This is a genomic window from Pseudarthrobacter sp. MDT1-56 (genome assembly GCF_059383555.1).
Genome location: NZ_JBWZCK010000013.1, coordinates 90,618 through 115,575 on the forward strand (window position 1 = coordinate 90,618; position 24,958 = coordinate 115,575).

22 protein-coding genes and 1 tRNA gene are annotated in these 24,958 nt (G+C 67.5%); 6 read left to right on the forward strand and 17 right to left on the reverse strand.

Translation table 11 applies throughout. From position 1 onward, the window contains the following. Positions 1-69: 69 nt before the first annotated feature. The 10 genes from AC50YC_RS17335 to AC50YC_RS17380 form a co-directional block, all read right to left on the reverse strand. A tRNA-Pro gene (locus AC50YC_RS17335) sits at positions 70-146 on the reverse strand. A 152-nt stretch (positions 147-298) separates the two neighbouring features. After that, positions 299-1,849, reverse strand: a complete 1,551-nt coding sequence (gene der, locus AC50YC_RS17340; protein WP_494954538.1) for a ribosome biogenesis GTPase Der — start codon at positions 1,847-1,849, stop codon at positions 299-301. Continuing rightward, entirely contained in the window at positions 1,846-2,526 is a 681-nt protein-coding gene (locus AC50YC_RS17345) for a lysophospholipid acyltransferase family protein (protein ID WP_494954561.1), read from the reverse strand. The genes der and AC50YC_RS17345 overlap by 4 nt, the downstream gene beginning before the upstream one ends. Positions 2,527-2,584: 58 nt before the next feature. After that, positions 2,585-3,313 carry a (d)CMP kinase gene (gene cmk, locus AC50YC_RS17350; protein WP_494954539.1) on the reverse strand — a complete coding sequence of 243 codons (729 nt, stop codon included), beginning with the start codon at positions 3,311-3,313 and terminating at the stop codon, positions 2,585-2,587. Continuing rightward, complete coding sequence (locus AC50YC_RS17355) at positions 3,313-4,422, reverse strand: prephenate dehydrogenase (RefSeq protein ID WP_494954540.1); 1,110 nt, start codon at positions 4,420-4,422, stop codon at positions 3,313-3,315. Before AC50YC_RS17355 ends, cmk begins: the two co-directional genes overlap by 1 nt. 2 nt (positions 4,423-4,424) lie before the next feature. After that, positions 4,425-5,702, reverse strand: a complete 1,278-nt coding sequence (locus AC50YC_RS17360) for a pseudouridine synthase (RefSeq protein ID WP_494954541.1) — start codon at positions 5,700-5,702, stop codon at positions 4,425-4,427. Between the two features lie 111 nt (positions 5,703-5,813). Further along, positions 5,814-6,461 carry an SMC-Scp complex subunit ScpB gene (gene scpB / locus AC50YC_RS17365; RefSeq protein WP_494954562.1) on the reverse strand — a complete coding sequence of 216 codons (648 nt, stop codon included), beginning with the start codon at positions 6,459-6,461 and terminating at the stop codon, positions 5,814-5,816. A 23-nt stretch (positions 6,462-6,484) separates the two neighbouring features. After that, on the reverse strand, positions 6,485-7,312 hold the full coding sequence (locus AC50YC_RS17370) for a segregation and condensation protein A (protein ID WP_494954542.1): 828 nt from the start codon (positions 7,310-7,312) through the stop codon (positions 6,485-6,487). 29 nt (positions 7,313-7,341) lie between these two features. Beyond that, a complete protein-coding gene (locus AC50YC_RS17375; RefSeq protein ID WP_226762358.1) occupies positions 7,342-8,241 on the reverse strand; it encodes a ParA family protein in 900 nt (299 codons plus the stop codon). Positions 8,242-8,493: 252 nt separating this feature from the next. Next, positions 8,494-9,849 carry a cation:dicarboxylate symporter family transporter gene (locus AC50YC_RS17380; protein WP_494954543.1) on the reverse strand — a complete coding sequence of 452 codons (1,356 nt, stop codon included), beginning with the start codon at positions 9,847-9,849 and terminating at the stop codon, positions 8,494-8,496. 138 nt (positions 9,850-9,987) lie between these two features. Here AC50YC_RS17380 and AC50YC_RS17385 point away from each other — a divergent pair, with 138 nt between their 5' ends. Both AC50YC_RS17385 and AC50YC_RS17390 read left to right on the forward strand, forming a co-directional pair. Continuing rightward, positions 9,988-11,700: a sensor histidine kinase gene (locus AC50YC_RS17385; RefSeq protein WP_494954544.1), complete on the forward strand. Its 1,713-nt coding sequence runs from the start codon at positions 9,988-9,990 to the stop codon at positions 11,698-11,700. After that, complete coding sequence (locus tag AC50YC_RS17390; protein WP_354173375.1) at positions 11,697-12,416, forward strand: response regulator; 720 nt, start codon at positions 11,697-11,699, stop codon at positions 12,414-12,416. The genes AC50YC_RS17385 and AC50YC_RS17390 overlap by 4 nt, the downstream gene beginning before the upstream one ends. 16 nt (positions 12,417-12,432) lie before the next feature. Here the strand turns inward: AC50YC_RS17390 and AC50YC_RS17395 are convergent, their stop codons facing one another. Beyond that, positions 12,433-14,331, reverse strand: a complete 1,899-nt coding sequence (locus AC50YC_RS17395; RefSeq protein WP_494954563.1) for a propionyl-CoA synthetase — start codon at positions 14,329-14,331, stop codon at positions 12,433-12,435. 174 nt (positions 14,332-14,505) lie between these two features. Here AC50YC_RS17395 and AC50YC_RS17400 point away from each other — a divergent pair, with 174 nt between their 5' ends. From AC50YC_RS17400 to AC50YC_RS17415, 4 genes are all read left to right on the forward strand, one after another. Continuing rightward, entirely contained in the window at positions 14,506-15,147 is a 642-nt protein-coding gene (locus AC50YC_RS17400; RefSeq protein WP_494954545.1) for a GntR family transcriptional regulator, read from the forward strand. Between the two features lie 10 nt (positions 15,148-15,157). Further along, a complete protein-coding gene (locus tag AC50YC_RS17405) occupies positions 15,158-16,678 on the forward strand; it encodes an MmgE/PrpD family protein (protein ID WP_494954546.1) in 1,521 nt (506 codons plus the stop codon). Then, the gene (gene prpB / locus AC50YC_RS17410) at positions 16,679-17,581 is read left to right on the forward strand and encodes a methylisocitrate lyase (RefSeq protein WP_494954547.1); all 903 of its coding nucleotides are present in this window, start codon (positions 16,679-16,681) and stop codon (positions 17,579-17,581) included. 62 nt (positions 17,582-17,643) lie between these two features. Next, positions 17,644-18,783 carry a bifunctional 2-methylcitrate synthase/citrate synthase gene (locus tag AC50YC_RS17415; protein WP_494954548.1) on the forward strand — a complete coding sequence of 380 codons (1,140 nt, stop codon included), beginning with the start codon at positions 17,644-17,646 and terminating at the stop codon, positions 18,781-18,783. 69 nt (positions 18,784-18,852) lie between these two features. Here AC50YC_RS17415 and AC50YC_RS17420 read toward each other — a convergent pair whose 3' ends face one another. From AC50YC_RS17420 to pyrG, 6 genes are all read right to left on the reverse strand, one after another. After that, on the reverse strand, positions 18,853-20,337 hold the full coding sequence (locus tag AC50YC_RS17420) for a hypothetical protein (protein ID WP_494954549.1): 1,485 nt from the start codon (positions 20,335-20,337) through the stop codon (positions 18,853-18,855). Position 20,338: 1 nt separating this feature from the next. Then, the gene (locus tag AC50YC_RS17425; protein ID WP_494954550.1) at positions 20,339-20,863 is read right to left on the reverse strand and encodes an RNA polymerase sigma factor; all 525 of its coding nucleotides are present in this window, start codon (positions 20,861-20,863) and stop codon (positions 20,339-20,341) included. A 69-nt stretch (positions 20,864-20,932) separates the two neighbouring features. Next, the gene (locus tag AC50YC_RS17430; protein WP_494954551.1) at positions 20,933-21,421 is read right to left on the reverse strand and encodes an 8-oxo-dGTP diphosphatase; all 489 of its coding nucleotides are present in this window, start codon (positions 21,419-21,421) and stop codon (positions 20,933-20,935) included. 36 nt (positions 21,422-21,457) lie between these two features. Continuing rightward, positions 21,458-22,486, reverse strand: coding sequence for a site-specific tyrosine recombinase XerD (gene xerD, locus AC50YC_RS17435; protein ID WP_494954552.1), 1,029 nt, complete (start codon positions 22,484-22,486; stop codon positions 21,458-21,460). Continuing rightward, positions 22,486-23,148, reverse strand: a complete 663-nt coding sequence (locus AC50YC_RS17440) for an NUDIX domain-containing protein (protein ID WP_494954553.1) — start codon at positions 23,146-23,148, stop codon at positions 22,486-22,488. Before AC50YC_RS17440 ends, xerD begins: the two co-directional genes overlap by 1 nt. 26 nt (positions 23,149-23,174) lie before the next feature. Beyond that, a complete protein-coding gene (gene pyrG / locus AC50YC_RS17445) occupies positions 23,175-24,953 on the reverse strand; it encodes a CTP synthase (RefSeq protein ID WP_494954554.1) in 1,779 nt (592 codons plus the stop codon). Positions 24,954-24,958 lie beyond the last annotated feature (5 nt).

Consider the following 24,958-nt stretch of genomic DNA (forward strand, 5'->3'; position numbering starts at 1 on the left):
GCCGGCACTGCACCCGGAAAACAGAAAACCCCGCCATTCCCTGATCGGGAATGGCGGGGTACTTTCTGTTGGTCGGGCTGACAGGATTTGAACCTGCGACCCCTTGACCCCCAGTCAAGTGCGCTACCAAGCTGCGCTACAGCCCGTTAGTTCCGCCGTTCTCCGCTCTCGATGTCATCCTCGTGTTTATCCAGAGGATTTCATCTGAGCAGTCCGGCCGAACCACCTCCAAAAGCTTACACGATTCCGGAGGGTGCCCGTGACACTTTGCGCATGCCACGGGCAAGGTGTGTCGGAATTAACGCTTCTTGCCGCGCTTTTCCCGCACACGCATGTTGACCTCGATCGGCGTGCCCTCGAACCCGAAGGTTTCGCGGAGCCGGCGGGTGATGAAGCGGCGGTAGCCCGGGTCCAGGAAGCCCGTGGTGAAGAGCACGAACTTCGGCGGACGGCTCGAGGCCTGGGTGCCGAAGAGGATGCGGGGCTGCTTGCCGCCGCGGACCGGGTGCGGGTGTGCCGCGACCAGCTCGCCGAGGAAGGCGTTGAGCCGACCGGTAGGAATGCGCTTGTCCCAGCTTTCCAGGGCCGTGTCGAGGGCCGGGACCAGCCGGTCCTTGTGCCACCCGGTCAGCGCCGAGATATTCACGCGCGGCGCCCAGGCCACGTGGGCCAGGTCCTGCTCGATTTCACGCTCGAGGTAGATGCGCCGTTCGTCGTCCAGCAGGTCCCACTTGTTGAACGCGAGAACCAGGGCACGGCCGGATTCGATGGCCAGCTGCAGGATGCGGACATCCTGCTCGCTGAGCACTTCATCCACCGCGAGGAGCACGACGGCGACCTCCGCCTTTTCGAGCGCGCTCTGCGTGCGCAGTGAGGCGTAGAAATCGGCGCCCTGGGCCATGTGCTGGCGGCGGCGGATGCCGGCGGTATCCACGAAACGCCAGGTGCGGCCGCCGAGTTCGATGAACTCGTCCACCGGGTCACGCGTAGTGCCGGCGGTGTTGTCCACGACAACGCGCTCGGAACCGGCCAGCTTGTTCAGCAGCGAGGACTTGCCCACGTTCGGACGCCCGATCAGGGCGATGCGGCGCGGACCGCCGGAGCGCTCCAGGCCTTCGATCGTGGAGAACTCGGGGAGTGTGTCCATGACGTGGTCCAGCAGGTCGGCGACGCCGCGGCCGTGCAGTGCCGAGACGGGGTAGGGCTCGCCGAAGCCGAGACCCCAGAGCGTGGCCGAGTCGGCTTCCTGCGCGAAGTCGTCCACCTTGTTGGCCACCATGATGACCGGCTTCTTGGACTTGCGGAGCATCTTCACAACGGCTTCGTCCGTGGCGGTCGCGCCGACGGCGGAGTCGACGACGAACAGCACGGCGTCGGCGAGTTCCACGGCCATCTCGGCCTGTTCGGCGACGCGTGCGTGGATGCCGCGGGCGTCGTGCTCCCAGCCGCCGGTGTCGACGACGGTGAAGTTCCGGCCGTTCCAGGTGGCCGAGTACATCACCCGGTCGCGCGTCACGCCGGGGTTGTCTTCCACCACGGCTTCGCGGCGGCCGAGGATACGGTTCACCAGGGTGGATTTGCCCACGTTGGGCCGGCCGATGATGGCCAGGACCGGATCAAGCTTGACCGGGCCGTCGAAATCCTCATCGTCGTACTCGCCGCTCAGGAGGGCGGCGTCGTCTTCGTCCAGATCGTAGTCGTCCAGGCCGGCCCGGAGGGAGGCCGCACGGACCTCGGCTTCCTCATCGTCCAGGGCGGCGAGATGCTCAGCCACCTGGTCCGTGCCGGTGGGCGTGTATTCGTCTTCGCCGGCGCCAAATTGGCCGGAGGTTTGAGTCGTATCGCTCATTGCACTTTCCTTATGGGGTGATCTGCCGGCGTCCCGGCTACTGCTTCATGACGTTCTTGCGGGGAATCCGCGTCGGGCAAGGGCTGCCCTGTTCTTTGGATCGAGTCCTGGACATGGCGGGCCAGCGCGGCGCGGATCTCGGTTCCGGCCCTGTCCATTGAAACACGCCCGGTCTCGCCGGGCCTGCGGCTGACATTGAGGGCTCCGCCGAAGCTGACGTGCAGCCTCCGGCCCAGCCCGGGAACGGCGTCGAGGTGTTCGCCGCCCACCCGGGTCCCGAGGATGGCCACGGGCACCACGGTCGCACCGGAGTTCAGCGCCAGCCAGGCCACGCCCTTGTTGATGGCGGAGGCTTCACCACTCCCCCGCGTGCCTTCGGGAAGAATGCCGACACACCGTCCGGCGTCGAGCACGCCCTTGGCCGCGATGAGGGCGGCCCGGTCGCCCGAGCGGTCCACCGCCAGCTGTCCCGAGGCCCGCAGCACGCGGCCGAGGAAACCGCCGAACATTTCCTTCTTGACCAGGATGTGCATGGCGCGCGGGGACGCCCCGAACATCACCGGTCCATCCAGGAAGCTGATGTGGTTGCCGGCGAAGATCACCGGACCCGTCGCCGGCACGTTCGACCGACCGGTCACCGACGTCCGGTAGAGGACGTGGTTCAGCGTCCACCCCACGGGCCGGCTCCAGATGGTGGTCCAGCGGGCCGGCAGGCCGGCAGGCTGCTGCCCGGCGTCAGTCACGGTTAAGGGCCCGATGGTTGACGATGCCGTTCACGATGCTGAGGGCGGCGTCGACGGTCTCGGCGAAGTCGAGCTCCGAGGAGTCCAGCGTCACCACGCCGTCGGCGGCCCGGGTGAAGTTCACCACGGTTGAGTCCTTCGCGTCGCGCTGGGTGACCTGCGCGGCGAGCTGTTCGGCGTTCTGGCTGCCGCCCAGCTGGATGCCCCGGCGGCGCAGGCGCGCCGCTTCGCTCGCGGTGAGGAGCATCCGCACCTCGGCGTGGGGCGCGACGACGGTGGTGATGTCGCGGCCTTCGACCACCATGCGGCGGTGGTGCTTTTCGATCAGCTCGCGCTGCCGGCGGATCAGTTCGGTGCGGGCACCGAGGGTGGTGGCGACGGCGCTGACAGCGGCGGAGATCGACGGCTCGCGGATCGCGAGGGTGACGTCGGTGCCGCCGACCAGCACGTATTCCTCCAGCGGGCTCGTGCTGATTTCCAGCGGAAAGCTCTTGGAGGCAGCCTCGACGGCGGCGCCGTCGTCCAGGTCCGTGCCGCTGTCCAGGCAGAACCAGGTCAGGGCACGGTACATGGCGCCGGTGTCGAGGTAGGACAGTTTGAGCCGGCGTGCCACCTCTTTGCTAACGCTGGACTTGCCCGATCCGGACGGCCCGTCGATTGCGACGACGAGGCTCTTTCCGGGGCGGAGGACGTCCACGGTTTCGATAAGTTCCTGGGTCATTACTGGAGTACCCGCCATCCACGGTCATTGAGGGCTTCGATTAACAGTTCGTGCTTGTTCGGCAGCACAGAGATTTCCACCATGCCCACGTTCTGGCCCGAGGAGTGGTCCAGCCGGAGGTCCTCGAGGTTGACGCCGATCTCGCCGATCTCGGTCAGCAGCCTGGCGATCTGTCCGGGCGTGTCATCCACCAGGACCGTCAGCCAGGAGTAGGCCTGCGGGGGTCCGCCGTGCTTGCCCGGGATGCGGGCCTGGCCGGCGTTGCCTTCGCTGATCAGCTGGGCCAGATCGAGCCGGGCACCGGGAGCCGTGGGGTTCTCCAGCGTCCCGATGAGCCGGTTGAGGTCCTCGCGGACGCCGTGCAGGATCTCCACGACCTTGTCCGCGTTCGCGCCGAGGATCTGCACCCACAGGGTCGGATCACTCGCCGCGATCCGGGTGACGTCGCGCAGGCCGTTGCCGGCGAGGGACAGCGCGTGCAGCGGCGTGCCCTGCAGCCGGCTGGCCACGAGCGAGGACACCACCTGCGGCACGTGCGAGACAAGCGCCACGGCCTCGTCGTGCTCCTCGGCCCCGAATTCGGACACGACGGCACCGAGGTCCCCGGCCAGCGCACGCGCTGCCTGCAGGGACTCGGGCAGTGTCTCCTCCGAGGGACACAGGACCCACGGCATCGAGGTGAAGAGCTCGCCGCGGGCAGCGACGGGGCCAGACTTCTCACGGCCGGCCATCGGGTGGGTGCCCACGTAGCGGCCGAGGTCGGCGCCCCGGGCGCGGAGCTCGGCCTGGATAACCGCCTTCACGCTGGCGATGTCCACGACGGTGGCCGCCGGGTAGTCCTTGAGGGCGCGTTCCACCACGTCCGCCGTGACGTCGGGCGGTGCTGCGACCACCACGAGTTCCGGCTGCTCGCCGTCAAGGCGCGCCAAAGGCAGGCCCGCGCCGATATCGACGGCGACGGCCTGGTTGGTCGGCGAAGGGTCGGAGAGGAAGACTGCCACTCCACGGCCCCGCAGCCCCAGCCCAATGCTGGTGCCCAGGAGCCCGGTCCCCACGACCACCACCGGACCGTTGAGGTGGCCGCGGCCGTGGGTGCGAAAGGCGGACATGCCTACAGCCCTACGGATGCCAGCAGGTGGCCGACTTCCTGCTTGCCGAGGTTGCGGATGCTGCCCTGGCGCTGGTCGCCCAGGCCGATGGGCCCGACCTTCACGCGGACCAGGCGCAGCACCGGGAAACCGACGGCGTCGAACAGGCGACGGACGATCCGGTTCTTGCCCGAGTGCAGCACAACCTCGATCAGCACGTGGCCCGGGGTGGAGTCCACCAGCTTGAAGGAGTCGACTGACGCGGTGCCGTCCTCTAGTTCGACGCCGGCCTTGAGCTCGGCGCCGATGCCCTGCGGGAACGGCCCGCGGACCTGCACCAGGTAGGTCTTGGGGACTTCGTAAGCGGGGTGCGTCAGGCGGTTGGCGAGTTCGCCGTCGTTCGTCAGCAGCAGCAGTCCCTCGGTGGCAACGTCGAGGCGCCCGACGTGGAACAGCCGTTCACCGTGGCTGTTGCGGACGAAGTCGCTGATGCAGGGACGGCCGTCCGGGTCTTCCATCGTGGAGACAACGCCCTTGGGCTTGTTGAACACCATGTAGACCATGTTCTCGTCGAGCTGGATGCGGAGGCCGTCGACGTGGATCACGGCGGTCTTCGGGTCGACGCGGACGCCGAGCTCGGTGACGACCTGGCCGTCGACCTCAACCCGGCCCTCGGCGATCATCTCTTCGCAGACACGCCGTGAGGCGACGCCGGCCGACGCCATGACCTTCTGGAGGCGGATGCCGTCCTGGTCGTGGAGGTCGGACTGGGGCACCTCGGCGCGGGGGCCGCGCTTGCGGGCCGGCTTGCGCACGGGTCCGAGGTTCTGGCCGAACCGTTCGCTGCCGAAGGCGCGGGGGCCGGCGGCTTTGGGGGCGCCGGTGCGCGGCTTGGGCTTGAGGGCACCGGGGGTGCCGGGGGCCTTGCCGAAGCCGGGCTTGCGGGCGGCGGCCTTGCGGGCCGCTTCCTTGCCGGAGGGCGCCTTGGACTTCCAATCACCGGAACCCGGGCGGCCTGCCGGCAGCGTGCCCTCGGGACCCTGCAGGTCCGGATCGATGAAGGCCTCTTCGCGGGGCTTGGGGTGCTTGAAGGCTCGGTCTCCGCCGCCCTTGAAGCCTGCTCCGCCGCTGCGGCTTCCGCCGCCCTGGGCGCCCCGGCCGGAGCCGCCCTTGTAGTCGGCTCCGCCGCTGCGGCTTCCGCCGCCCTGTGCGCCGCGGCCTGAGCCCTGCGCTGAGTTTTGTCCGGCACTGTTGCGTCCCGAACTGTTACGTGGTGAACCCTGGCGTCCCGCCTGTGTCATGACCCGTCCTTCGTTTGTTGGCCAACGGCCGCTGTCTCCCGACAACACCCGCCGGCTGGGGCAAATAGCTTCTGCCCTGGTGGATACTCGTGCGAAGGCAGTTGTCCCTGCCTACATTCTTGCTGCGTCGTAGAACTCTTCGATGCCTTCCAGCCCCGGAAGATGGGGTGAAAGTTGCGGCAATTCCGCCACCGAGCCGATTCCCATCCGCTCCAGGAAATACGACGTCGTGCGGTAGAGGATGGCCCCGGATTCAGGATCTGTTCCCGAGTCCTCGATCAGCCCCCGCTGGGTCAGCGTCCGCACGACAGAGTCAACATTAACTCCTCGAATTGCAGACACCCGCGCCCTTGATACGGGCTGGCGGTAAGCGATGACGGCGAGCGTTTCGAGCGCCGCCTGCGTCAGCCTGGCTGTCTGTCCCTCAAGCACGAATCCACCGACGATATCGGCGAAGTCAGCGCGCGAATAGATCCGCCAGCCTCCGGCGATATTCCGCAATTCAAAGCCCCGGGGGGTGGCACTGAAGCCGTTGAAACTGGCATCGTGCACATCCGGGGCATTAACAGTATAGCCGTTATACTCCCGCTGCAGTTCCGTGAGCAGTTCCTCGACGACGTCGACGGTCAGGTTCAGCCCGGCGGCGAGCTCGGCCGCCGTCGCCGGCTGGTCGATCACCATGAGGACGGCTTCAAGGGCGGCGCGGGCGCCGCCGGGCAGGCTGGCGACGTCGGGACCGGCGTCCACTGCGCCGTTCACTGCCTGCCCGGATGGGGTCTCGTTCACGGCTGCTCCTCATATTCTTCGCTCAGGTTCTCGCTGCTCCAGGCCTCGCCGTCGGCGGTCCAGCGGACGGTCAGGTCCGCCAGCGGCAGCAGCTGCTCGAAGGCCACCGCCTTGTCCCGGAACAGCTCCAGCAGCGCCAGGAAGCGTGCCACCACCACCAGGGTGGATTCGGCGTCGGCGATCAGCGCCCGGAAGGTGAGCGGGGCGCCCTGCCGCAGCCGGAGGCCCAGCAGTTCGGCCTGCTCCTTGACGCTGACGGGAGTGCCGTGGAGGTGGGCAAGGCCGACCTCCGTGGGCGCGGCGTCCTTGGCTGTGAGTGCCTTCCCGGCCAGGGCAGCGAACTGCTGCGGGGTGTGCTTCCAGAGCAGTTCCGGAAGCAGCGCAGCGAAATGCCCCTCGAGCGCCACCTGACGCGGATAGCGGCGGTCCTCGAGCTCAAGGGTGGACCCCATCATGCCCGCGACGTGCTTGAACGCCTTGTACTGCAGGAGCCGGGCGAACAACAGGTCGCGGGCTTCCAGCAGCGCGATGTCTTCCTCGTCCTCGACCTCGCCGGCAGGCAGCAGCCGGGCCGCCTTGAGGTCCAGCAAAGTCGCGGCGATAACGAGGAATTCGCTGGCCTCATCAAGGGCCCATTCCTCGCCGAGGTTCTGCAGGCGCTTGATGTACTTGATGAACTCATCGGTGACGGTGGACAGCGCCACGTCGGTGATGTCCAGCTGGTGCTTGGAGATCAGGCCCAGGAGGAGATCGAAGGGACCGGTGAAGTTGGCCAGCCGGACCTCGAAGCCGGGTTTTTTCCCGGCCGGCGAGAGCTCCGCCACCGGAGCGCCTGACCCTGCCACGGCCCTGACTAGGGCGCGCCGCCGCGCGAGATCAGCTCTTTGGCCAGGTTGCGGTAGGCGTCGGCGCCAATGTGGTTGCCGGCATAGCTGGTGATGGGTTCGGCCGCGACGGTGGCGTCCGCGAACTTGATGGACCGTTTGATGACGGTTTCGAAGACCTTGTCGCCGAAGGCCTCCACCAGACGGGAGATCACCTCGCGGCTGTGCAGGGTGCGGGCGTCGTACATGGTGGCGAGGACGCCGTCGACCTGGAGCCGCGGATTCAGCCGGTCCTGGACCTTGTCGATGGTCTCCACCAGCAGCGCGACGGCGCGCAACGCGAAGAACTCGCAGATCAGCGGAATGATGACACCGTGTGAGGCCGTCAGGGCGTTGACGGTGAGCAGGCCGAGGGAGGGCTGGCAGTCGATCAGGACGACGTCGTAGTCATCCTCGACCTTCTTCAGGGCCCGGTCCAGCACCTGTTCGCGGGCAACTTCGTTGACGAGCTGGACCTCCGCGGCGGAGAGGTCGATGTTGGCCGGGAGCAGGTCCAGGTTTTCCACGCCGGTCTTGTGGATGGCGTCGCGGATGTCGACCTTGCGGTCCATCAGGACGTTGTAGACCGTGAGGTCCAGTTCGTGGGGGTTGATGCCGAGGCCTGCGGAGAGGGCGCCCTGCGGGTCGAAGTCCACCACGAGCACGCGGCGGCCGAATTCCGCCAGCGCGGCCGCAAGGTTGATGGTGGAGGTGGTTTTCCCCACTCCGCCCTTCTGGTTGACCATGGCGATGACCCGCGCGGGGCCGTGGGATGACAGCGGTGCCGGCTCCGGAAAGTCGCGTTGAGGGCGCCCGGTGGGGCCCATGACGGCGTCTTCCAGATCGAGTTCGGTGCCTTCCAGAGTTGCTGAACCCTGTTCGCTGCTCACGTATCTATCCACACTTTCGATGACGGTGATTGTCTTGCTTGATATTGCTGCCGCTGGACTTCCAGAGCCGATCTTATTCCTCCCAAGGTTACAGCGCCCGACACGGTATTCCGCGGACCTTGACAGCGGCCATTCTTTGAGCCTCAACCTTCTGGTAGAAGTCGAAGGTTCCTGTCGCGGCGCGAAAAACCGCCCGGACGCTTGCACGCGTCCGGGCGGTCAGTGGTGGTTCGTGTGGGGTGCTGGAACGGCTCAGGCGTTGGCCAGAACGGGCTGTGCCGGTGCCGGCGCTTCCTCGGGTGCGCCGTGGCCGGCGATCATGGTCTGCTCGTCGAAAGGTTCGCTTCCGGAGAGGACCCGTTCGACCTGTCCGCCGTCGATCTCCTTGACCCAGGTGCCGATCAGGACGGTGGCAACGGCGTTGCCGGTGAAGTTGGTCAGGGCACGGGCCTCGGACATGAAGCGGTCGATGCCGACGATCATGCCGACGCCGCCGAGCAGTTCCGGCTTGTGGGCCTGGAGCCCGGCAGCCAGGGTGGCCAGGCCGGCGCCGGTGACACCGGCAGCGCCCTTGGAGGCGATGATCATGAAGATCAGCAGCGAGACCTGGGCGCCGAGGTCCAGCGGGGTGCCCATGGCGTTGGCGACGAACAGGGAAGCCATGGTCAGGTAGATGGCGGTGCCGTCGAGGTTGAAGGAGTAGCCGGTGGGGACCGTGACGCCGACGACGGGCTTGGACACGCCGAGGTGTTCCATCTTCGCGATCAGGCGGGGCAGGGCGGCTTCGGAGGACGAGGTGGAGAAGATCAGCAGGTATTCGCGGCCGAGGTACTTCATCAGCCGGAAGATGTTGAGCCCTGCGACGATTTTGAGCAGGCCGCCGAGGATCACCACGATGAACAGGGCGCAGGTGATGTAGAAGGCGACCATCAGGGTGGCCATGCTGAGGATGGCCTGCATGCCGGTGGCACCGACGACGGCGGCGATCGCGCCGAATGCTCCGATCGGGGCCAGCCACATGATCATGACCAGGACGCGGAAGACGAGTGCCTGAGCGTAGCCGATGGTCTTGAGGATCGGGGCGCCCTGGGGGCCCATCTGCTGGAGGGCGAAGCCGACCAGCAGCGCGGCGAGCAGGGTCGGCAGGACCGGGATGTCGCCCGGGATGATGCCCAGCAGGAACTCGACCGTGCTGTCCGTGGCGGCCTTTTTGCTCGGGTCGTAGGGGGCGAGCTTGAGGCCCTCGCCCGGGTGGATCAGGTTGCCGACGACGAGGCCGATGGCCAGCGCGAAGGTGGACATCACCATGAAGTAGCCCAGGGCGAGGCCGCCGACCTTGCCGACCGTGGCCGCTTTGGCGATGGAACCGATGCCCAGGACGATGGTGCAGAAGATGACCGGGCCGATCATCATCTTGATGAGCTTGATGAACCCGTCACCCAGCGGCTTGAGGGACTTAGCGAACTCGGGGAACATCAGCCCGACCAGGGCGCCGAGGATGACGGCCGCGATGACCGCGATGTAGAGATAATGGGACTTGTCGATTCCCTTGCGCTTCTTGACCGGCGTCGCGGCCGATGCCGCTGACTCTCCTCTTTGAGAGGCCATGGTGTTCTCCTTGGATAGGCTGGACGTCGGTGCGGCACAGGCTGTGGGCCCATCTCGTCCGTTCTGCGTGTTCCACCATCATTGGGGATGAAGTGACGCGCATCACCGTTGCGTTCATATTGGTCATGGAAGGTATGGATGATCCACCGCTGGAGCATCGCCAGACGGCTGTTTGTGGCCCATCTGCTGTTTATGCTGACCCTGACCGCGATCGTCGGCACCGCCACGTTCGTGGACGCGCGCGACCAGGCCTACGACGAGGCCGGCCGGCGGATGGCCGCCGTCGCGACCGCGGTGGCGGACAACCCCCTCGTCCTGGAGGCGGCGGACGCCGCGGATCCCACCGCCCTGCTGCAGCCGTATGCCCTGAACGTGATGGAGGACGCAGAGGCGGATTTCATCACGATCATGGCACCGGACCGCACCCGCTGGACCCACCCCCGGGACGAGGAACTCGGCAAGCCGTATATCGGCTCGATCGATGCTGCGCTGAACGGCCGGGTGTTCACCGAGATTACGGCCGGCACCCTCGGCCCCTCCGTGCGCACCATCGCCCCGGTCAAGGATGCGGACGGCACGGTGCGGGCGCTGGTGGCGGCCGGCGTGACGGTCCGCACCGTGGACATCGCCATTTCCGGCAGGCTGCCGGCGCTTGTGGCGATCGGGCTGGCCCTGCTGGCCGGCGGATCCGTGGCATCCTGGCTGCTGGGGCGGTACCTGCGGCAGGTCACCCGCGGCTGGGGACCGGAACAGCTGGCCCAGCTCTTCGCCTACTACGAATCGGTCCTGCACTCGGTCCGCGAGGGGGTCATCCTGATCGATCCCAAGGGCAAGGTGGTGATGTACAACGACCAGGCCGCCGAACTGCTGGGACTCACGCCCGGCGCGTCCGACGGCGCGGGCGCAGCTGCCGACGGCAGGCGGCCCGAGGCGCCGGCCCTGGCGGAGCTCCCGCTGGCCCCCAGCCTCAAGGAGCTGTTCGAATCGGGACGGACCGCCCTCGACGAGATCCACCTGACCGGCTCGCGGATCCTCGTGGTGAACCAGGGGCCGGCTGTCGGTCCCGGTCCTGCCGGCGGGCGCACCGGCGCGGCCGTGTACGGGACCGTGGCCACGATCCGCGACCGCACCGAGATCGAGTCGCTGGGCAGCGAGCTGGAAACCATGCGCACGCTCTCCGATGCCCTTCGCGCCCAGACCCACGAGCACGCCAACCGGCTCCACACGATCGTCTCCCTGATGGAACTGGGGCGCGGCACGGAAGCCCTGGACTTCGCCACCCAGGACCTCGAACTGAGCCAGCGGCTCACCGATGACGTGGTGAGCTCGCTCGAGGAGCCCGTGCTCGGCGCCCTCATCATGGGCAAGGCCGCAGAGGCCCACGAGCGGGGCGTCGAGTTGACCCTGGACACCGCGGGGGCCGGGAGCGGACCTGCCGGCGTGTCCGGGCTGGCGGTGCAGGACCTTGTGGCGATCCTGGGCAATCTGCTGGACAACGCCATCGACGCCGCGGCCGAGGCCCCGGCCCCGCGACTCGTGGAGCTCACGGTGGAAGCCTCCGCCGGGGCCCTGGAGATCACGGTGGAGGACAGCGGGCCCGGGATCGATCCGGAGGCCGTCGAGGACATCTTCCGGCACGGCTTCAGCACCAAGTCCCCGGGGCCGTTCGGGCGGGGCCTCGGCCTGGCCCTGGTCCGCCAGGCGGTGCAGCGGCTCGGCGGTACCATGACCATCACCAGCCCCGCCGGGGCGCTGTTCCGGGTCACGCTGCCAACGTCGCCGGCGGCATTAACGCCGGCATCACCGCCGGCATCACCGCCGGCTCCACTGACCAGCAAGGGACAGCAATGAGCGACATCCGTGTACTCGTCGTCGAGGACGAGCCCATCGCAGCGGCGGCCCACGCCGCCTATGTCGGCCGGCTGGAGGGATTCACGCTGGCCGGCACAGCCCCGGACGGGCAGTCGGCGCTCCGGCTGATGACGGACTTCGCGGCGGCCGGCACACCGGTGGAACTGGTACTGCTGGACATGAACCTGCCGGACCTGCATGGCCTCGACATCGCGCGGCGCATGCGTGCGGCCGGGCTGTTCGCGGACATCATCGCCATCACCGCCGTCCGCGAACTGAACATCGTCCGCAGCGCGGTGGCCACCGGGGTGGTCCAGTACCTGATCAAGCCCTTCACCTTCGCCACCTTCTCGGACAAGCTCGCCAGCTACCGGCTCTTCCGGGACCAGCTGGCCTCCCCCGCCGCCGGGCAGGCCGGACCCGGAGCGTCGCAGAGCGATGTGGACCAGGCCTTCGCGAGCCTGCGGGCGCCCTCGGAACTGCCGCTGCCCAAGGGGCTGGCCGCGTCCACGCTGGAGTCGGTGCAGGACTTCATGAAACTGCAGTCCGGGGCCGTGTCGGCCAGTGAGGTGATGGACGCCCTGGGCATGTCCAGGGTGACCGCACGGCGGTACCTGGAATACCTCGCCGACGCCGGCACGGTCACCCGGACGGCGCGCTACGGTGCCCCGGGCCGGCCGGAGAACGAATACCGCTGGACCCGGCCGGCGTCGTAACCGCGGCCGGGGCCCGTCACTGCGTGGCGGCGGGCCGCAGCGTTCCGATGAGCTGGTCGATCACGCCGGCGTCCTCGATCGTGGAGGGCACCACGTAGTCGTCGCCGTCGGCAATCTGGCGCATGGTCTTGCGCAGGATCTTGCCGGAGCGGGTCTTGGGCAGGGCTTCCACAACGGTGACGTGCTTGAAGTCGGCGACGGCGCCGATGTCGCGCCGGACCAGCGCGATGAGGTCCTTGACCAGGATCTCCTCGGGCACATCGACCCCTGACTTCAGCACCACGTAGCCGCTGGGACGCTGGCCCTTCAACGGGTCCGCGAGTCCGATCACGGCGCATTCGGCGACGGCCGGGTGCTGGCCGATCACCTGTTCCATGGCGCCGGTGGAGAGGCGGTGGCCGGCGACGTTGATGATGTCGTCGGTGCGGCCCATCACAAAGAGGTAGCCGTCCTCGTCCCGGTAACCGGAGTCTCCGGTGGCGTAGTAGCCCTCGAATGCCTGCAGGTAGGAGGAGATGTAGCGTTCGTCGTTGCCCCAGAGCGTCGTCAGCGTGCCCGGCGGCAGCGGAAGTTCCAGGACGATGTTGCCCTCCGTCCCCGCTTCGACGTCTGTCCCCGATCCGTCGACGATGTTCAGCTTGAAGCCGGGCATCGGCACACTGGGTGAGCCTGCCTTGATCGGCAGGCCGTCGAGGCCGCGCGGGTTGGCGCAGATGGCCCAGCCGGTCTCGGTCTGCCACCAGTGGTCCACCACCGGGACGCCGAGGATCCGGGAGGCCCAGTGGAAGGTGTCGGTGTCCAGCCGTTCACCGGCGGCAAACAGGGTGCGCAGGCTGGAAATGTCGTACGAGCCGAGCAGCTTGGCCTCGGGGTCGGCCTTCCGGATGGCGCGCAGGGCGGTGGGCGCGGTGAACAGCACGTTGACCTGGTGGTCCTGGATGACCCGCCAGAACGCCCCGGCGTCGGGCGTCCCCACGGGCTTGCCCTCGTAGAGGACGGTCGTGGCGCCGGCCAGCAGCGGGCCGTACACGATGTAGGAGTGCCCCACCACCCAGCCGACGTCGGACGCGGTCCACATCACGTCGCCGGGTCCTATGTCGTAGATGTTCTCCAGGGTCCAGCTCAGTGCCACGGCGTGGCCGCCGTTGTCCCGCACGACGCCCTTGGGGGCGCCGGTGGTTCCCGAGGTGTAGAGGATGTACAGCGGATCCGTGGCTTTGACGTCAACCGGCGCGGCGGGCGCGGCGGAGGCCATCTCGGTGTCCCAGTCCAGCCAGCCGGAGTGGTCGGACACCGAGGAGGCGAAGCCGTCGCGTCCCTTCACCAGGACCGGGGTGTCCTGCGCCCCGGCCAGGCCAAGGGCTTCCTCGACGGCGGGGAGGTACTCGATCCGGCGCGAGGGTTCGATCCCGCCGGATGCCGTGACCACGGCGGCGGGGGCGGCGTCGCGGATGCGGGCGGCAAGTTCCTTGGGGGCGAAGCCGCCGAAGACGACGGAGTGCACGGCGCCGAGCCGGGCGGTGGCGAGCATGGCGATGGCTGCCTCGGGGATCATCGGCATGTAGATCACGACGCGGTCCCCCTTGCCCACGCCGTGGTTGCGCAGGACACCGGCGAACCGGGCGACGTGGTCCGTGAGTTCCGCGTAGCTGTAGCGCTGCTGGGTGCCGAGCATGGCGGAGTCATAGATCAGCGCGTCCTGCGCTCCCCTGCCCTCCTCCACGTGCCGGTCCAGCGCGTTGTAGGACGTGTTGAGCACGCCATCGGGGAACCAGTCGTACAGCGGCGCCCTGCCGGCGTCGAGGGCACGTTGCGGGGGTGTGGTCCACGAGATCTTCCCTGCGGCTTCCAGCCAGAATGCTTCGGGCGTATCCAGGCTGCGTGCGTAGCTGTCCCGGTAGTTCTTGGTAACCATGAAAATGAGTCCCGTCCACGACGATGTGATGGTGCTCATGGTAGCCCCCTCCGGGCTCCCGGCACAAGGCTTATGTATACACAGATGCCTGCTGGCACGCAGATTCAACGGAAATGCTGGGCAAATGAACTTCCGTGTATACACTGGACAGCGTCAGCCAACGAAGGAGTCAGGATGCGCGCTAGCGACAAGGCCTATGCGGCCCTGCGCGACGACATCATCGAGTGGCGTCTGGCGCCCGGGACGGTGCTCGCGGAAGTGGAGCAGTCCGAGCGGCTGGGCATCTCCCGTACCCCGCTGCGGGAGGCCCTGAGCCGGCTCACCGCGGAGGGCCTGACGACGACGGCGGGCGGCCGCGGCGTCGTCGTCACCGATATCTCGCTGGAGGATATCGACGAACTCTTCGAACTGCGCGAAACCCTCGAGGGCAAGGCCGCGGCGCTGGCCGCCGAACGCGGCGACGCCGCCACCTTCGAACGGCTCCGCAAAGAACTGTGCCAGGCCCCGGCGCTGATCAGAGGCGAGGATCCGGCCCGGCACGACTACTACGGGCTGGTCGGACGGCTGGACTCGGCCATCGACGCCGCGATCCACAACTCCTACCTTGCCCAGGCGATGCGCAGCCTGCGCGTCCATCTGGTCCGCGTCCGCCGGCTGGCGGCCGACGACGCCGAACGGCTGACCGCGGCTGCCGCCGAGCATGCCGCCATCGCCGAGGCGATCGCCGCCGGCAACCCCCGGCTGGCGGAGGCCGCCACCACACTCCATCTGCACCGCAGCCTTTCCCACGTCAAAGCCACGCATACACCTCAATAAAAGGAGCACCATGGTCAAGGAACACCACGTCCGCGTTTACAAGAGCGAGGAAAACCTGCCCCGCGAGGACCAGCTCGCCTTCAAGATTGCGCAGGTGGCCGCGGATCCCGTCGCCGTCTCCGCTGAGGTCACCGACATGGTGATCAACCGGGTGATCGACAACGCCTCGGTGGCGATCGCCTCGCTGAACCGCGCGCCGATCGTCGCGGCCCGGGCCCAGGCCCTGACGCACGGCCCCACCACCGGCGGCAAGGGCTCGAAGGTCTTCGGCATTGACGAGCGGGTGGCCCCCGAATGGGCTGCCTGGGCCAATGGCGTCGCCGTCCGTGAACTCGACTACCACGACACCTTCCTCGCCGCGGACTACTCCCACCCGGGCGACAACATCCCCCCGATCCTCGCCGTCGCCCAGCACGTGGGCTCCAGCGGCCAGGACCTGGTCCGCGGCATCGCCACCGGCTACGAGATCCAGGTCAACCTGGTCAAGGCCATCTGCCTGCACAAGCACAAGATCGACCACGTCGCACACCTCGGCCCCTCCGCCGCCGCCGGCATCGGCACCCTGCTGGGACTCGACGTCGAGACCATCTTCCAGTCCATCGGCCAGGCCCTGCACACCACCACCGCCACCCGGCAGTCCCGCAAGGGCGAGATCTCCACCTGGAAGGCGCACGCCCCGGCGTTCGCCGGCAAGATGGCCGTCGAGTCCGCGGACCGTGCCATGCGCGGCCAGACCTCCCCCGTGCCGATCTACGAAGGCGAGGACGGCGTCATCGCCTGGATGCTGGACGGCCCCGACGCCTCCTACACCGTGCCGCTGCCGACCCCCGGCGAAACCAAGCGCGCCATTATGGACACCTACACCAAGGAGCACTCGGCCGAGTACCAGGCCCAGGCGTGGATCGACCTGGCGCGCAAGCTCCACGGCGAGCACCCGGAGGTCACGGACCCGGCCAACGTGGAGTCCGTGCTGATCAAGACCAGCCACCACACGCACTACGTGATCGGCTCCGGCGCCAACGATCCGCAGAAGTACAGCCCCACGGCCAGCCGCGAAACACTGGACCACTCCATCCCCTACATCTTCACAGTGGCCCTGCAGGACGGCGCCTGGCACCACGTCGATTCCTACGCCCCGGAGCGCGCCGCGCGCCCGGACACCGTGGAGCTGTGGCACAAGGTCACCACCGTCGAGGACGCGGAATGGACCCGCCGCTACCACTCCCTGGACATCGCGGAGAAGGCCTTCGGCGGCACCGTTGTCATCACGCTCAAGGACGGCACGGTCATCACCGACCAGATCGCCGTCGCTGACGCCCACCCGCTGGGCGCCCGGCCGTTCGCACGGGAACAGTACGTCAACAAGTTCCGCACCCTCGCCGCCGGCCTCGTCGCCGAAGAGGAAATCGAACGCTTCCTGGCCGCCGCCGCCCGCCTGCCCGAGCTGGCCGCCGGTGAGCTGGACCAGCTCAACATCAAGGCCGCCGACGGCGTGATCGACCTGGCCGCCGCACCGAAGGGACTCTTCTAAATGCTGTACTCGAAGGTCACGCCGGAGCAGAAGCGGGTCCGCTTCCGCGAGCTCCTGGCGTCCGGGTCGATCCAGCAGTTCCCGGGCGCGTTCAACCCGCTCTCGGCCCGGCTGATCGAGGAAAAGGGCTTCGCCGGGGTCTACATCTCCGGCGCCGTCCTGGCCAATGACCTGGGCCTGCCGGACATCGGGCTGACCACGCTCACCGAGGTGGCCACCCGTGCCGGGCAGATTGCCCGGATGACCGACCTGCCCAGCATCGTCGACGCCGACACCGGCTTCGGCGAACCGATGAACGTGGCCCGCTCGGTCCAGGAACTCGAGAACGCAGGCCTCGCCGGCCTGCACATCGAGGACCAGTTCAACCCGAAGCGCTGCGGCCACCTCGACGGCAAGAACGTGGTGGACCTGGACACGGCCACCAAGCGCATCCGCGCGGCGGCCGATGCCAGGCGTGACCCGAACTTCCTGATTATGGCGCGGACCGACATCCGTGCCACGGACGGCCTGGCGGCAACGCAGGACCGCGCCAGGGCGCTCGTGGAGGCCGGTGCGGACGCCATCTTCCCGGAGGCCATGAAGGACCTGAGCGAGTTCCAGGCGATCCGTGACGCCGTCGATGTGCCGATCCTGGCCAACATGACCGAGTTCGGCCAGAGCGCCCTGTTCACGGTGGAACAGCTCGCAGGCGTCGGGGTCAACATGATCATCTACCCGGTGACCCTGCTCCGTAGTGCCATGGGCGCTGCGGAGCGTACGCTGGAATCGATCAAGGCTGACGGTACCCAGGAGGCCCAGGTCGGTAACATGCTGACCCGGGCGCGTTTGTATGACCTCGTGGACTACGAGGCATACAACAGCTTCGATACCGGGGTTTTCAATTTCCAGATCCCGGGTCAGTAGACCCGCATCGGACTTCCGGCTCCGGCCGGTTCAACAGGCGACAGGAACAAAGGAGTTTCAGCATGGCTGAACAAGAGATCAAAAAGGGCCTCGCCGGCGTAGTGGTGGATTACACCGCGGTCTCCAAGGTGAACCCGGATACCAATTCACTGCTGTACCGCGGTTACCCGGTACAGGAGCTGGCCGCCAAGTGCAGCTTCGAGGAAGTCGCCTACCTGCTCTGGAACGGCGAACTGCCGAACCCGGAGCAGCTGGCGGAGTTCACGGCCCGGGAACGTGCCGGACGCCCGCTGGACCCCGTGGTCAAGCAGGTCATCGACGCGCTGCCGACCACCTCGCATCCAATGGACGTCTGCCGCACGGCAGCCTCCGTGATGGGCGCCCGGCACCCGCTCGCCGAGGACTCCTCCCGCGAGGCCAATATGGCCAAGGCAGTAGACCTGTTCGCCGCGATGCCGGCCGTGGTGTCCTACGACCAGCGCCGGCGTCACGGCCAGGAGCTGGTGGAGCCCCGCGACGACCTGGGCTACTCCGCCAACTTCCTCTGGATGGCCTTCGGCGAAGAGCCGGTCCAGGAAGTCGTCGAGGCGTTCAACGTCTCGATGATCCTGTACGCCGAGCACTCCTTCAACGCCTCCACGTTCACGGCCCGGGTGATCACCTCGACGCTCTCGGACCTGCATTCGGCCGTGACCGGGGCGATCGGCGCGCTGAAGGGCCCGCTGCATGGCGGCGCCAACGAGGCCGTCATGCACACCTTCGATGAGATCGGCATCCGTCCGGAGGAGTCGCTGGAGGAGGCCCACACCCGGGCCAAGGCATGGATGGAAGATGCCCTGGCCCACAAGAAGAAGGTCATGGGCTTCGGGCACCGCGTGTACAAGCACGGCGACTCGCGGGTGCCCACGATGAAGGCGGCCCTGGACAAGATGATCGCGTACTACGGCAGGCCGGAACTGCTGGGGCTGTACAACGGCCTGGAGACGGCGATGGACGAGGCCAAGGCCATCAAGCCCAACCTCGACTACCCGGCCGGTCCCACGTACCACCTGATGGGCTTCGACACCCCGACCTTTACTCCCCTGTTCGTCGCCAGCCGCATCACCGGCTGGACCGCGCACATCATGGAGCAGCTGGATGCGAATTCCCTGATCCGCCCGCTGAGCGAATACAACGGCGTGGAGGAACGGCACCTGGCCTAGGTTTTTGCAACACGTACGACGGCGGGCCGGTCACCTCTGAGAGGTGGCCGGCCCGCTTGTCTTTTGTTGCTACGCTGCGTTGATTTTCAGTGACATCACGATGCGTTTGAGCGTCGCGAACTCGGCCGTTTCCATGTACCGGCGTGCCTCCTCGAGGGACTGGAATTTCAGGTCGGACTCGGCCCCGGTGTTGTAGTTCTGGGCGAAGAAGTACTCACCGGAGGGCAGGCCGCTCACAACATTCTGCGGATCGCAGGTGGTTCCATCCACTCCCCAGCTTTCATCCGCGATGCCCAGGTTGCCGGCAAACGGGACCGCCGGCTGTCCGAGCTGGCTGACGTCCCACACCCTGAAGATGAACTGGGGACTGAGGGCCCGCTCCCCCTGCCGGGTGGACGGGAAGGTCATGGCCGCGCTGTCCAGCACCGTGAAAGGGGTGCAGGGGGAAATGAGGTTCGGTCGGTTGCGCGTCTGGTTGAAGCCCAGGGTCAGCAGCACGCGGCCGGACTCGTTGGCCACGTCGGTGTAGCGGCCACCTTCGCGGCCGGTCACTGTCCAGTTGTCCGGGTAGTCGAAACTTCCCAGCCCGTTGGCGCTGGTGTAGTTCTGCCAGACCGGCTGCTTCCGGACGGACCGGAGTTCCAGCGAAATCAGCATCCGCTTGATGTCCTGGTACTCCTGCGAGGCCATGTAGGCCTTGGCCTCGGCCACTGACGCGAACCTCAGCTGCGCGTCCCGGCCGTCCGCACTCAGGAACTGGCCGGTTCCGAAGGTGATGGCCGGCACGCCGTCCGGGGTCCGGATCGAAGACTGCAGTTGGCTGGCTGTTCCTGACGCCGGCAGGCCGCCGGAGTCGATCGTCAGCGCACCGTACACTCCCGCTCCTTCGAGGATGCGGAACTTGAACTGGGTCGGCCCCGCCTGGGCGCCGCCGGCGGCAGCCTGCGGGATGTCCAGGGTCACGGCGTCGAGGGTCTGGTAGGGCACCGCCGGCCCTCCGGTTCCGGACGCCTGCGGGATGGTTCGCAGCCTGGCGATCGATTTTCCGGCCGCGTTCGTGACGGTGATGTCGCTCGTCCAGGTGCCCGGACCGGTCCCGGCCGGCAGCAGGGTCTCTGTGACTTTCCACTCCACGGGGTGTTCGAACGTGGCCTGGCCGCTGGAGTCGGTGAATGCGGTCCAGTCGGCCGGGGCCGGCGGTGGCACAACGGTGGCGCCCGGTGTCACGGTCGGCGTCGCAGAGGGAGTCGCGGGGGCCGTGGTTTCCGCTGCCGCCACGCTGCTCGCCGGTTCCGGCGCCGGAGCGGGCGCACCGAGGTTGGTGGCCACCAGGACACCTGCCGCCACGGCTGCCGCAGCGATCGTCAGGACGCCGGCGAGCCGGGCACGCCGGCGTCGGCGCGTTTCGTCCAGGGAGGAAACACCGGCCAGGCCGGTGTCGCTGAAGGCAGCCGGTTCGGTGAGCATCCGGCGCAGGGCCGCTTCGCCATCGGGCACGGACGGATCGTTGTGCACGGGGTCCGCGGCGGAAATTCTGTTCTTGATCGGATCCATCTCAGGCACCCATCTTCTGTGTGATCGATTCCGCCGTGCTCAATTCGGCGGCGGGCGGCATGTGCTTTCGGAAGGCAGCCCGCGCCCGGTGCAGGCGGACCTTGGCGGCGGATTCGCTGCATTGCAGGACACCGGCGATTTCCGCGATGCTCAAGTCGTCCCAGTACGCGAGCTGGAGAACGTCCCGGTCCTTGTCCCGCAATTGCGCCATGGCGTCCTGGACAGCGACATTCCCGGAGTCTTCGCCACCCCTGACCACGGCGGCGGCCCTGAGCTTGTTCTGCAGCGCCTGCTGGCGGTCCCGGCTCCGGTAGGCGTTGCCCACCAGGTTGCGGGCCACGGTCAGCAGCCAGGCCATGTCCGACCGCGGCTCCTCGCCCCACTTCTGCCACACCACCCGGAAAACGTCCGCGGCCAGTTCCTCCGCCATCTCGGCCGATTCCACCCGCCGCCGCACAAAGCGGTAGACCCGCGGATAGCTGTCTTTGTGAATGCCGATAAACGCCAGTTCGCGCTCGGAAAGCACGATCTCCCCCTGAAAAGTAGTGTCCTGGGCTGCAGGCTACCTGTGTTGTTTCCGGCCGGTCCGCCCGGGTTACATTTCTCCGGAAAGTTTTTCCACCGATGCCACCGTCTCGTTGTCCTCGTTCAGGACGACCACGACGTCGTGCACCTCGCCGGCCAGGGCGGCCGGCAGCCAGTGCTCCGCGTCCTGCCACATCAGGTGCAGCGGCAGCGCCCCGGTATCGAACCATTCGGGGGTTATCTCGGGGCTCTCCGCCGGTTCGCCCTCCCAGCGCCTCGTAGTGAAGAGCCTGCAGTACATGTTCCACTCGGGGCGGGTGGGGAAGAGGAACTCGACGACGCCGGCATGGGCCAGGTCCTCCTGCCGGACGATGACTGCGGCCTCTTCCCAGACTTCGCGGACGACGGCTTCTGCGTCGGTCTCCCCCGGCTCCACGTGACCACCGATGCCCACGATCTTGCCGATGCCAAAGCCGGTCCGCTTCAGGCCCAACAGCACCTCGGTGCAGTTCCCTGCGTCGCGGAGCAGGAAACATAAAGTGACGGGAGTGGAGGCCATAAAGGCAAGCCTAGCGGCGCGGTGCGCTCCTGCGGCTCAGCCCAGCGCCCGGGGATGCGCGGCGGCGTAGATCTCCCGCAGGGTGTCTGCCGTGACCAGGGTATAGACCTGCGTGGTGGTGACCGAGGCATGGCCCAGAAGCTCCTGGACCACCCGGACGTCCGCCCCGCCTTCGAGCAGGTGGGTTGCGAAGGAGTGCCGCAGGGTGTGCGGCGAAACGTCCTTGGTGATGTTGGCCTTTTCGGCGGCCGTCTTGAGGATGGTCCAGGCGCTCTGCCGGCTGATCCGCCCGCCGCGGGCGTTCAGGAACAGGGCCGGGGTCCCCTTGCCCTTGGCGGACAGCAGCGGCCGGCCGCGGACCAGGTAGGCGTCCAGGGTACGGGCGCCGAAGGATCCCAGCGGGACGAGCCGTTCCTTGGATCCCTTGCCGAAGAGCCGGACTATTGCCGGACCGGCTTCCGCGGCCTGTCCGGCCGTGGGCAGGGAGATGTCATCGACGTCGAGGCCCACGGCTTCGCTGATCCGGGCGCCGGTGGAATACAGGAACTCCAGCAGGGCCCGGTCGCGCAGCCCGGTGGCGGTGTCTGTTCCGACCGCCTCCAGGATCCTGGTGACCTCGTCGACGCTGATGGCCTTGGGCAGGCGTTTTCCCGGCATGGGCGGGTGGACGTCGCTGGCCGGGTCGGTGGGCGTCACGCCCTCCAGTGCCCAGAACTTGTGCAGTCCGCGCACGGCCACCACGGTCCGGGCTGCCGACCGGATGCCCAGGGCCGAGCCGCCGTCGGACCCATCGGAAAGCGCCTGGACGAAGCCGGTCACGTCATGCCGGGTAATTTCGTCGGGGCGTTGACGGCCCGTGCCGGCCAAGTGCCTGGCGTAACGGGCCAGATCCCGCCGGTAGGCGGACAGGGTGTTGGAAGCGAGTCCGCGCTCCACCCCCATGTGCTGCAGGTAGTCCGTCATGGCGCGGTCTATCGCTGTCAGCGGACGGGCGGGAGGCTGTGCCCCTGCGGGTTCCGGAGGGTGCACAGGCGCCGGAGGCCCGGCTATCAGCGGTTCCACCATCAACGCTGGCTGGGATGCGCGGGCCACGGTGCGTTGCCCGGGCGGAGGCTCGTGAAGCCGTCGGCACGGGCGGCCGCGGCGGCGAGGACTCCGACGACGGCGGACGGGTTGTGCAGGCGTCCCTCCAGCACGGCCTGGACGGCTGCGTCCAGGGGGATCCAGTGCAGCTCGATTTCGGCTTCCTCGTCGGTGCGGACATGGAGTTCGTGGCCGGGCACGTCCCTCAGGTCCCGGGCGAGATAGATGCGGATGGCCTCGCTGGAGGACCCGGGGGAATTGAAGAAGTCGGCCAGCACATTCCACTGGCCGGCAATGAGGTCGGCTTCCTCGGCGAGTTCCCGTGCCGCGCCGGCGACGAAGTCCTCGCCTTCGACATCGAGGAGCCCGGCCGGGATCTCCCACAGGTCCATGCCGACGGGGTGCCGGTACTGCTTGATCAGCAGCACCTCGCCGGCGTCGTTCATCGGGAGGATGGCCACCGCCCCGGGGTGGTCGATGTAGTCGCGGACGAGCGGATCACCGTCGTCGTTGAGCTGGAAACTTTCACTGACCACGTCCCAGATCCGGCCTTCGTAGACCGTCCGGGACGACAAAAGACGGCGCGGGCTCGGTTCATCCGAAACCTGCCGTGCAGCATTGGGGGTTTCAGGGTTGCCGGGCATCGCGCCGTCCTTTGATTCAGTTGGGGTTACTTCGACACTGCCGGGGAAGGCTTGGCGGCGGCCGGGGCGTTCTTGCTTGTCCCGCCCGGGGCTGCCTTGCTGCCGTTGCCCTTCTGGTGCTCCAGGGCGGCTTTCACCAGTCCGGAGAACAATGCGTGCGGCCGGGTCGGGCGTGAGCTGAGCTCCGGGTGCGCCTGGGTGGCCACGTAGTACGGGTGGACGTCGCGGGGAAGCTCCACGAACTCCACCAGCTTGCCGTCAGGCGACGTTCCGGAGAACACCAGTCCCTGGGCAGCGATCTGCTCGCGGTACTTGTTGTTGACCTCGTAGCGGTGGCGGTGCCGTTCGCTGACCGTGGTGGTGCCGTAGGTCTCGGCGACCACGGACCCCTCGTCCAGCTTGGCCTCGTACAGGCCCAGGCGCATGGTGCCGCCCAGGTCGCCCTTGCCGTCGACGATGTCCAGCTGCTCTTCCATCGTGGCAATCACCGGGTACTTCGAATCCGGCTCGAACTCGGACGAGGATGCGCCCTCAAGGCCGACCACGTTGCGGGCGTACTCGATCACCATGCACTGCAGGCCCAGGCAGAGGCCCAGGACCGGGAGCTTGCTCTCACGGGCATACTTCAGCGCGCCGAGCTTGCCTTCGAGTCCGCGGATGCCGAAGCCACCCGGGACGCAGATCGCGTCGACGCCGTCCAGGGACTTGACCGCACCCTCGTGGGTTTCGCATTCGTCCGAGGGGACCCAGCGGATCTTGACCTTGGTGTCGTTGGCGAAGCCGCCGGCGCGCAGGGCCTCGGTCACGGACAGGTAGGCGTCCGGCAGGTCGATGTACTTGCCGACCAGGGCGATCTCAACCTCGTGCTTGGGGTTGTGGACCGCGTCGAGGAGCTTGTCCCAGCTGGTCCAGTCCACGTCCTTGAAGGGAAGGTCGAGCGCGCGGACGATGTAGGAATCCAGGCCCTGGGAGTGCAGGGTCTTCGGGATGTCGTAGATGCTCGGGGCATCCGGGCAGCCGATGACAGCGTCGATGTCGACGTCGCACATGCGGCCGATCTTGTCGCGCATGGGCTGCGGGACTTCGCGGTCCGAACGGATCACGATCGCCTCGGGCTGGATGCCGATGGAGCGCAGCGCAGCTACGGAGTGCTGCGTGGGCTTGGTCTTCAGTTCCTGCGACGGGCCGATGTAGGGCACCAGGGAGACGTGCAGGAAGAACACGTTTCCGCGGCCAATGTCCTGGCGGACCTGGCGGGCGGACTCAAGGAACGGCTGCGACTCGATGTCGCCCACGGTGCCGCCGATTTCGGTGATGATCACGTCGGGGGCGTGCTTGCCCTCGGCGGGAAGCCGCATGCGCCGCTTGATCTCATCCGTGATGTGCGGGATGACCTGGACGGTGTCTCCGAGGTATTCGCCGCGGCGTTCCTTGGCGATGACCGTGGAGTAGACCTGGCCGGTCGTGACGTTGGCCGAGCCCTCGAGGTTCTCATCGAGGAAACGCTCGTAGTGGCCGATGTCGAGGTCCGTTTCGGCGCCGTCGTCAGTGACGAAGACTTCGCCGTGCTGGAAGGGGTTCATCGTGCCCGGATCCACATTCAGATAGGGATCGAGCTTTTGCATTGTTACAGACAAGCCGCGTGCCCGCAGGAGATGACCGAGGCTCGAAGCCGTCAGTCCCTTACCGAGCGAGGACGCCACACCACCGGTGACGAAGATGTGTTTGGTCGTCTTGGACGAGCCCGGAAACCGGGAATTTACACGGGAATTTGATCGCTGCACCACGGAGTTCGAGCCTATCATCAATT